9 protein-coding genes are annotated in these 8,276 nt (G+C 71.0%); 6 read left to right on the top strand and 3 right to left on the bottom strand.

The genetic code is table 11. The features are described 5' to 3' along the window. Positions 1-90: 90 nt before the first annotated feature. Complete coding sequence (locus AB0J66_RS41775; protein WP_364672952.1) at positions 91-1,068, bottom strand: helix-turn-helix domain-containing protein; 978 nt, start codon at positions 1,066-1,068, stop codon at positions 91-93. 117 nt (positions 1,069-1,185) lie between these two features. Between AB0J66_RS41775 and AB0J66_RS41770 the strand changes: the two genes are divergently transcribed. After that, complete coding sequence (locus AB0J66_RS41770; RefSeq protein ID WP_364672950.1) at positions 1,186-1,917, top strand: MBL fold metallo-hydrolase; 732 nt, start codon at positions 1,186-1,188, stop codon at positions 1,915-1,917. A 159-nt stretch (positions 1,918-2,076) separates the two neighbouring features. Beyond that, on the top strand, positions 2,077-2,670 hold the full coding sequence (locus tag AB0J66_RS41765) for a LysE family transporter (protein ID WP_364672949.1): 594 nt from the start codon (positions 2,077-2,079) through the stop codon (positions 2,668-2,670). Here the strand turns inward: AB0J66_RS41765 and AB0J66_RS41760 are convergent. Then, positions 2,667-3,347, bottom strand: a complete 681-nt coding sequence (locus AB0J66_RS41760; RefSeq protein WP_364672947.1) for a DNA alkylation repair protein — start codon at positions 3,345-3,347, stop codon at positions 2,667-2,669. The two genes, AB0J66_RS41765 and AB0J66_RS41760, sit on opposite strands and share 4 nt — an antisense overlap. Before the next feature lie 32 nt (positions 3,348-3,379). On the opposite strand from AB0J66_RS41760, the gene AB0J66_RS41755 reads away from it, so the two are divergent. Next, positions 3,380-4,012 (top strand): acVLRF1 family peptidyl-tRNA hydrolase, encoded by a 633-nt coding sequence (locus AB0J66_RS41755; protein WP_364672945.1) that lies wholly within the window; start codon positions 3,380-3,382, stop codon positions 4,010-4,012. Here the strand turns inward: AB0J66_RS41755 and AB0J66_RS41750 are convergent. Further along, positions 4,009-4,920, bottom strand: a complete 912-nt coding sequence (locus AB0J66_RS41750) for a neutral zinc metallopeptidase (protein ID WP_364672943.1) — start codon at positions 4,918-4,920, stop codon at positions 4,009-4,011. The two genes, AB0J66_RS41755 and AB0J66_RS41750, sit on opposite strands and share 4 nt — an antisense overlap. A 211-nt stretch (positions 4,921-5,131) precedes the next feature. On the opposite strand from AB0J66_RS41750, the gene AB0J66_RS41745 reads away from it, so the two are divergent. The 3 genes from AB0J66_RS41745 to AB0J66_RS41735 all read left to right on the top strand — a co-directional run bounded on the left by AB0J66_RS41745 (position 5,132) and on the right by AB0J66_RS41735 (position 8,194). Continuing rightward, positions 5,132-6,736, top strand: a complete 1,605-nt coding sequence (locus tag AB0J66_RS41745; RefSeq protein WP_364672941.1) for an ABC-F family ATP-binding cassette domain-containing protein — start codon at positions 5,132-5,134, stop codon at positions 6,734-6,736. 439 nt (positions 6,737-7,175) lie between these two features. After that, positions 7,176-7,403, top strand: coding sequence for a helix-turn-helix domain-containing protein (locus tag AB0J66_RS41740; protein WP_097322431.1), 228 nt, complete (start codon positions 7,176-7,178; stop codon positions 7,401-7,403). Then, positions 7,400-8,194 (top strand): enoyl-CoA hydratase/isomerase family protein, encoded by a 795-nt coding sequence (locus AB0J66_RS41735; protein WP_364672939.1) that lies wholly within the window; start codon positions 7,400-7,402, stop codon positions 8,192-8,194. The genes AB0J66_RS41740 and AB0J66_RS41735 overlap by 4 nt, the downstream gene beginning before the upstream one ends. Positions 8,195-8,276: the final 82 nt, after the last annotated feature.

Here is an 8,276-nt window from a genome sequence, read left to right as displayed (position 1 = left end):
GCCGCCAAGATCGGCACCGAGCAGGTCCTCAAGGCGGGGCGGCGGGGTCAGAGCGGCGCGGCGCGGCGGGGTCGGAGCGGGGCGGCGGGGTCAGAGCGGCGCGGTGGGGCGGAAGCCGGCCCGGTAGGTCTGGGGTGGGACGCCGACCAGGCGGCGGAAGTGCGGGCGCAGGGTCACGCCGTCGGTGAAGCCGCTGGCGCGGGCCACGGCGTTCATCGGAAGGTCCGTTGTGGACAGGATCTGCTGGGCCCGCAGGACGCGCTGGTGCAGCAGCCATTGCAGGGGTGAGCAGCCGGCGGTCTCGCGGAAGCGGCGGTCGAAGCTGCGGCGGCTCAGCCGGGCCGCCGCGGCGAGCCGGTCGATGTCGAGGGCGGTGTCCTCGAGGTGCTCCAGGGCGTACCGCATCGCGGTGGTCACCGGGTCGGCGCCGGCCATCGCGGGCACCGGCCGCTCGACGAACTGGGCCTGCCCGCCGGCCCGTTGCGGGGCCACGACCAGGGCCCGGGCGGTGGCGTTGGCGACCGCGGGGCCGTACTCGCGGCGCAGCAGGTGCAGGCAGGCGTCGAGCCCGGCCGCGCTGCCGGCGCTGGTGACGACGGCGCCCTCGTCGACGAAGAGGGCGTCCGGCACGACCTCGACCTTCGGGAATCGCTCGGCGAACTCGGGCAGGCACACCCAGTGCGTGGTGGCGCGCCGGCCGTCGAGCAGGCCGGCCTCGGCCAGCACGAACGCACCGAGGCAGAGCCCGACGACGGTGGCGCCCTCGTCGTACGCCCGGCGCAGCGCGGCCAGAACGGGCTCGGCGACCGGAGGACCGCCGGGCCGGCGCCAGCCGGGGATGATGACGGTCCCGGCCCGGTCGAGGGCGGCCAGCGGATGCGGTGCGGTCAGGGTGATGCCGCCGGTGGTCGTCAGCGGCCCGGGATGCTCGCCCGCCGTCACCAGCTCGAACGTCGGCCCACCACGCGGCCCGTGATCGATCTCGAAGACGCGCGGCGCCACGGCCACCTCGAGGATCGTGGCGCCGTCGCCGATCAGAACACCGATCGTGGCCGGATCTCGCGTCATGCGAGGACCAGCCCGGAGGCGCTCAGCAGGGCGAGGCGACAGGTCATGGCTGGAACCTATCGCAGGATGGCTTTCCAGCCACTGCCCGGCCCGGCGGCGAACCGGGAGGGTGGGGCCATGGACTTTCGTGGCTTCGGCGGCCCCACCGTGACGTTCCGGCTCGGCGGCTTGACGTTCCTGACCGACCCGACCTTCGACGAGGCAGGCGACTATCCGATCGGCGACCGCACCCTGACCAAGACCGCCCCGGCCGCGGCGGGACCGGAAACGGCCGGACCGGTCGACGTCGTGCTGCTCTCGCACGACCAGCACCCCGACAATCTCGACCGCGCCGGCCGCGCCTTCGCCGCCGGCACGCCGCTGGTGCTGACCACGCCCGCCGGCGCGGAACGCCTGGGTGGCAACGCCCGCGGTCTCGACCCCGGGCAGAGCACGACCGTCGGCGGTGTCCGCATCACCGCCGTCCCGGCCCAGCACGGCCCGGACGGCACCGAGCACCTGGTCGGCCCGGTCACCGGCTTCGTCCTGGAGGCCGAGGGCCGGACCGTCTACGTCAGCGGGGACAACGCCTCCCTCGACGTCGTCCGCGAGATCGCGACCCGCTTCCCGCAGATCGACACCGCCGTCCTCTTCGGCGGCGCCGCTCGCACACCCCTGGTCGGCCCGCACAACCTCACCCTCAGCGCGGCCGACATGGCCGAGGCCGCCAACATCCTGGGCGCGGCCGTCGTGGTCCCCGTCCACGTCGACAGTTGGGCCCACTTCACCGAGAGCATCAGCGACGTGCGCGCCGCTTTCGCCGCCGCCGGCCTGTCGGACCGCCTCCACGAACCGGCCCCCGCCGAGTAGCCGGCCGGTATATGGCTCGCGATCAACCGCGATCGCCGCGCATCATGAGCCCGTGACCAAGCCGATTGCTCTCTCAGCTGTCTCTGTCGCTCCGGCCGATCGGGCCGGGCGGCAGCAGCAGGCTGGGCCGGGTCGATCGGCGGTCCCTCTCCCGCCGTCATGAGCGGGGCGTTTCTGGCCGGTCTCGTCGCCGGTTATGGGGTCGCGCTGCCCATGGGGGCGATCGGCGTGCTCATCGCGGGTCTCAGCGCCCGCGTCTCGCTGCAGGTCGGGGCGGCCGCCGGGCTCGGGGCGGCGACGGCCGACGGGGTGTTCGCGGCGGTCGCGGTGGCCGGGGGAGCGGCGGTGGCCACTCTCATCGAGCCGATCGCGGCGCCGTTGCGCTGGGTGGCCGCGGTCGTGCTGCTGATGCTGGCCGCGCTGACGGCGCGGTCCGCCTTTCGGGCCCGGGCCGAGCGGGATCAGCATCCGGCGACACCGCTCCGGGCGTACGCCGGGGTCCTGGGTCTGACGCTTCTCAACCCGGCGACGGTGATCTATTTCGCGGCGCTGGTGCTCGGGCGGGGCGGCGCCGGTGGCGGCATGTGGTTCGTCGCGGGCGTGGTGCTGGCCTCGGCCAGCTGGCAACTGGTGATCGCCGGGGGTGGTTCGCTGGTCGGGCGGTGGCTGACCGGTGAGCGCGGCCGGATGATCACCACTCTGGTCTCCAGCGCGGTGATCGCCGTGCTGGCCGTCAAGCTCTTGGTCGGCTAAAGATGCTTGGCGGCCTCCCGGATCGACAGACCGGAGAGCCGCGCGCGGTTCTCGTCGAGGAAGGCGCGAACCGCGTCCGGGTCCGTCCGGGCGTACTGCCGCAGGGCCCACCCGATGGCCTTGCGCACGAAGAAGTCGGGGTGCCCGGCCTGCGCGGCGCAGTAGCCGAACAAGCGCGAGGTGTCGGTGTCGGCGCCGTAGTGCAGCTGGTGCAGGATCGCCGTGCGGACGACCCACATGTTGTCGTCCCGGGCCCACTGGTCCATCGCCTCGGTGAGCTTCGGATGGCGCCGGACCAGGCCACCGGTGAAGCGGGTGGCCAGCGGGTCGACCGTGTCCCACCAGCTTTTCGTGGTGACCAGCGTGCGCACGACGTCGAGGAAGCCGGGACCGGGCACGCCGACGTGACGCACCAGGTAGGAGCAGGCGACGTATTGGAACTCCCGCTCGTCGCGCTCCCACAGGGCCAGGGCCGCCGACCGGAGATCGTCCTCGGTGGGCGGGGGCAGGCCGGCCAGGGCCACGCGCCCGAGTTTCTGCACGAGGGGCGCGGGCAGTCCGAGGAAGTCGAACTGGTCGCGCATGTACTTCGCCTGGCCCGCGGCCCGCACGGGATCGGCGGCCGGGCGCAGCTCGGCGTCGAGGCGGCCCAGCAGGGCCAGGGTCAGCTCGGTCACGCCCGCGATCCTGCCACCGTAGTCTGACAAGAATGGGCGAACGGGCGGCCGCCGGCGGCGGGAAATGGGTCGATGTCGCGCCGGGGCGGCTGCCGCGGTGGCTCGAGAACTTCGAGCGCCGTCACGGCGCGTACCGCCGCAGGGGGTTGACCTTGATCGCGGAGGACGGCGCCAGCGCGGAATGGCAGGTGCCGCCGGGGGCCCCGCCGGTCGAGACGATCGAGGAGCTGATCGCGGAGGCGAGCAAGCCGCGGCGACTCGGGCTGCTCCTGGCGCGTAAAGGCGCGGTCGCGGTGGGCATCGCTGAGGGTGACGAGCTGGTCGCGTCCAAGGTGGACCGCAACTACGTGCAGGGGCGCACGGCGGCGGGTGGCTGGTCTCAGCAGCGTTTCGCCCGGCGCCGGGACAACCAGGCAAAAGCGGCTACTGCCGATGGCGCCGGCATAGTGGGGCGCATTCTCCTGCCGGAGGTACGCGGTCTCGCCGCGCTCGTCACCGGCGGTGACCGTACGGCCGTGGACGCGATCCTGGCCGCACCCCAGCTGGCCCCGGTGGCCGCCGCGCGGGCCGAGCGGTTCCTGGATGTGCCCGAGCCCCGGCACGCGGTGCTGATGTCCGCAGTGGCCGGGGCCCGAGCCGTGTCCGTGCTGGTGAAAGAGCCTTAGAAGCTGGTGTCGCAGCTCTTCGGCTCGCCGGTGTTGTAGCCGGTGCTGAACGCCTGCTGGCGCTGGGCCGACGTGCCGTGGGTGAACTCGGCCGGGTTGACCGTGCCGCCGCCCTGCTTCTGCAGCGTGTCGTCGCCGATCTGACCCGCCGTCTGGATGCCCTCCTGGATGTCCTGCTCGGTCAGGCTCTTGAAGATGCGCTGGCCGTTGGCCGACGTCGTGCTGCTGGCGGCCTTGGCCCAGACGCCGGCGTAGCAGTCGGCCTGCAGTTCGAGCTTGACCGAGAGCGCGTTCTTCTCCTCGTTGCTCGCGCCCTGCTGGGCGCGGCGCATCTTGGCCTCGGTGCCGGTGATGTCCTGGATGTGGTGGCCGTACTCGTGGGCCAGCACGTACGGCTGGGCGAACTCGCCCGGGGCGCCGAGCTGCTTGGCCAGGACCTGGTAGAAGGTCAGGTCGATGTACACCAGGTTGTCGCCGGGGCAGTAGAACGGCCCGACGCCGGAGTCGGCGGCGCCGCAGGCCGTGTTGACCCGGTTGGAGAAGAAGACGGTCTTGGCCGGCTCGTACTGCGTGCCGAAGGCCTTGGGGGTCTCCTGCTTCCAGAACGCCTGGATGGAGTTGACGTAGAGCACGTTGCGGCAGTCGAGCTGCTTGGTCGCGCTCGCCTTGTCGCTGCACTCCTGGTTGATGTTGCCGTTGTCGGCCTGCTCGGAACCGCCGCCGCCCATGGCGTTGATGCCGAAGTAGCCGCCGACCACGGCGATGACCAGCGTGATGATGATCCCGACGAGGCCGCCGCCGCCGATGGGGATCGGCAGGCCGCCCAGGCCACCACCGCCTCCGCCACCGGATCCACGTCGATCCTCGACCTGACTGGTATCGATGTCGGCGTTCTCGTTGAGTTCCATTCCACCCTCACTAGGCCTGAGTGCCCGGCGTGTACCCGTTGATCTTGATCGTTAATCGGGTGGGAGGTGACGGCGGGGGCCGAGTAGTATGGCCGGGTGCTGCTCTGCGAAGACTGACCTGCCCCGCGCCGACCGTCGTCATGTCTGATGGCCGGCGTTTTCGCGTGTCCGGAGTCAGCCCTTCCAGATCTCGAGAGCGAGCCTGTCAAACATGATCACCGCCACCGGACTAGAACTGCGCGCCGGCGCCCGCATCCTGCTCTCCCCGGTCACCCTGCGGGTGCAGCCGGGGGACCGGATCGGCCTGGTCGGGCGCAACGGCGCGGGCAAGACGACCACCCTGAAGGTCCTGGCCGGCGAGGGCCAGCCGTACGCGGGCGCGGTCGAGCGCACCAGCGAGGTCGGCTACCTCCCGCAGGACCCGCGCACCGGCGACCTGAACGTGACCGGCCGCGACCGGGTGCTCAGCGCCCGCGGCCTCGACGCGATCATCGCCGAGATGCAGAAGCTCGAGATCAAGCTCGAGGAAAGCGCGGACGACAAGCTGATCCGCCGCTACGGCCACCTGGAGGACCAGTTCTCCGCCCTCGGTGGCTACGCGGCCGAGGCCGAGGCCGCCCGCATCTGCTCCAACCTCGGCCTGCCCGACCGGGCGCTGGCCCAGACCATCGGCACCCTCTCCGGCGGTCAGCGCCGCCGGATCGAGCTCGCCCGCATCCTGTTCGCCGACTCCGGGCAGAACGGCAAGGGCATCCTGCTGCTCGACGAGCCCACCAACCACCTCGACCAGGACTCGATCGCCTGGCTGCGCGGCTACATGGCGCAGCACAAGGGCGGCCTCGTCGTGATCAGCCACGACGTCGAGCTGCTCGACGCCGCGGTCAACAAGGTGTGGTACCTCGACGCCAACCGCTCGGTGGTCGACATCTACAACGTCGGCTGGAAGAAGTACCTCGAGTCGCGCGAGACCGACGAGCGCCGGCGCCGCCGCGAGCGGGCCAACGCCGAGAAGAAGGCCGGCGCCCTGATGGCCCAGGCCGACAAGATGCGGGCCAAGGCCACCAAGACCGTGGCCGCGCAGAACATGGCCCGCCGGGCCGAGAAGCTGCTCGGCGGCCTGGAGGAGCAGCGCGTCTCCGACAAGGTGGCCAAGGTCCGGTTCCCGAGCCCGGCCCCCTGCGGCAAGACGCCCCTGACGGCCAGCGGCCTGTCGAAGTCGTACGGCTCGCTCGAGATCTTCACCGACGTCGACGTGGCCGTCGACCGGGGCTCCCGGGTCGCCATCCTCGGCCTCAACGGCGCGGGCAAGACGACCCTGCTGCGCATGCTGGGTGGCCTGCTCGAGCCCGACACCGGAGAGGTGCGGGCGGGGCACGGCCTGCGTCTGGGCTACTACGCCCAGGAGCACGAGACGCTCGACGTCGACCGCACGATCCTGGAGCACATGCGCAGCGCCGCCGCCGAGCAGACCGACACCGAGCTGCGCAAGATCCTGGGCGCGTTCCTCTTCTCGGGGGACGACGTCGACAAGCCGGCGGGTGTCCTCTCAGGTGGTGAAAAAACCCGTCTGGCCCTGGCCACCCTGGTCTGTTCCGGAGCCAACGTGCTGCTGCTCGACGAGCCGACGAACAACCTCGACCCGGTCAGCCGGGAGCAGGTGCTCGACGCGATCGCCAACTACCCGGGCGCGATCGTGCTGGTCACGCACGATGCCGGCGCGGTACAGGCGCTCAAGCCGGACCGGGCGATCCTGCTGCCCGACGGCGACGAGGACGCATGGAGCGACGACCTGCTGGAGCTGGTCGAGCTCGCCTGAGCGGGCCCGGATCGGCAATCATCGCCATCGTCTGTTGTCAACCAGTGCCCACACAGACAGTGCGACGTTCGGGCGTTTGCGGTCAGGTCGGGCACGGCCCCGGTCACGGCGAAGTTGGCACACTCGCGTTCGGAGCACACCGTGCGCGAGGTATCGACGCTGCGTCATGTCTTGATCTCGGCCGTCCTCGATCGAGTGTTTCCGCAGGTGATCGATGGTCTTGGTCCGACTGGTGCCGATGTGGACGCGGCCGTCGGAAAGGTTCCGCCCCTAACGTCAGTTAACTGTCTGACATTGATGGCCGTGGTCATCGTCAAGTTCCTGACAGTGGTAAATGGGCACGTTGGCTAAGCCTGGATACCTAGCGCATGATCGTTGGAGGCGGTCTAATAGGTGAGACCGTATCGAACCGCACAGTCTCCGGATGTGAGGATTCAGCATGCCAGCCACGGGCACCGCCAGCAGCACCGAGAAGGGTCGGCGAATCGTCGGCACAGAGCGCCAGTCGTTAGCGAAGGATCTGGTCAAGCGTTACACCTCCGGTGAGAGCATTCGCGCCCTCGCCGCATCGACCGGCCGTTCCTACGGATTCGTGCACCGCGTGCTCACCGAATCCGGTGTGCAGCTCCGCCAGCGTGGCGGCGCGCGTCGCCGCAAGAAGGCGTGACGACCGACGACGCCGCACCCGGCACCCCCGCCGACGAGTCGGGCGTTCGCTACGACCTGGACGGGCCGGTGGCAACGGTGACGTTGTCCCGGCCCGAGGTGCTCAATGCGCAGACCCCCGCGATGTGGGCCGAGCTGGCTAACATTTCGCGGAAATTACCGGGCGACGTACGAGTCGTCATTGTCCGTGGTGAGGGACGCTCCTTTTCCGCGGGCCTGGATCTGTCGGTCGCGCGAGGTGATGGCGATTCTTCACTCGTGAAGCTCGCGCAGTTGTCACCGGAGGAGAGCGCGGATCGGATTGCCGGCTTCCAAGCCGCGTTCACCTGGCTGCGTAACCCGTCCTTGGTGACGATCGCGGCGGTTCAGGGTCATGCGATCGGGGCCGGTTTTCAACTGGCGCTCAACTGCGACCTCCGGGTGCTCGCGGACGACGCGAAGTTCGCGATGGCCGAGGTGACCCTCGGGCTCGTGCCCGACCTGGGCGGGACGAAGCGGCTCACCGAGCTCGTCGGGCCGTCCCGGGCGCTCGAGATCTGCCTGACCGGCCGGCGCATCCCGGCCGACGAGGCCGAGCGGATCGGCCTGGCCACCACGGTCGTGCCGGCCGGTGAGCTGTCGGCCACGGTCGCCGACCTCACCGCGGCCGTCCTGGCCGCCGACGCCTCCGCTGTCAGCGAAATCAAGGCGCTGCTCTCCGGCGCCGGGCTGCGCTCGTATCCCGAGCAGGACCGGGCCGAACGCGAGGCACAGACCCGCCGCGTCCGAGAGCTTCTGGGGAGCGGCGAGTAGGCCTGAGGAATTCTCGCACCGCCCGGGTTGTCGTACCCCGCGGGCAGACTGTCCCTGCCCGTACTTCACGACCGCCCGGGAG

This window comes from Actinoplanes sp. NPDC049598, assembly GCF_040675435.1.
Lineage (GTDB): Bacteria > Actinomycetota > Actinomycetes > Mycobacteriales > Micromonosporaceae > Actinoplanes.
The sequence above is the reverse complement of the archived record's forward strand: the minus strand, read 5'-3'. Positions and strand labels throughout refer to the sequence as shown.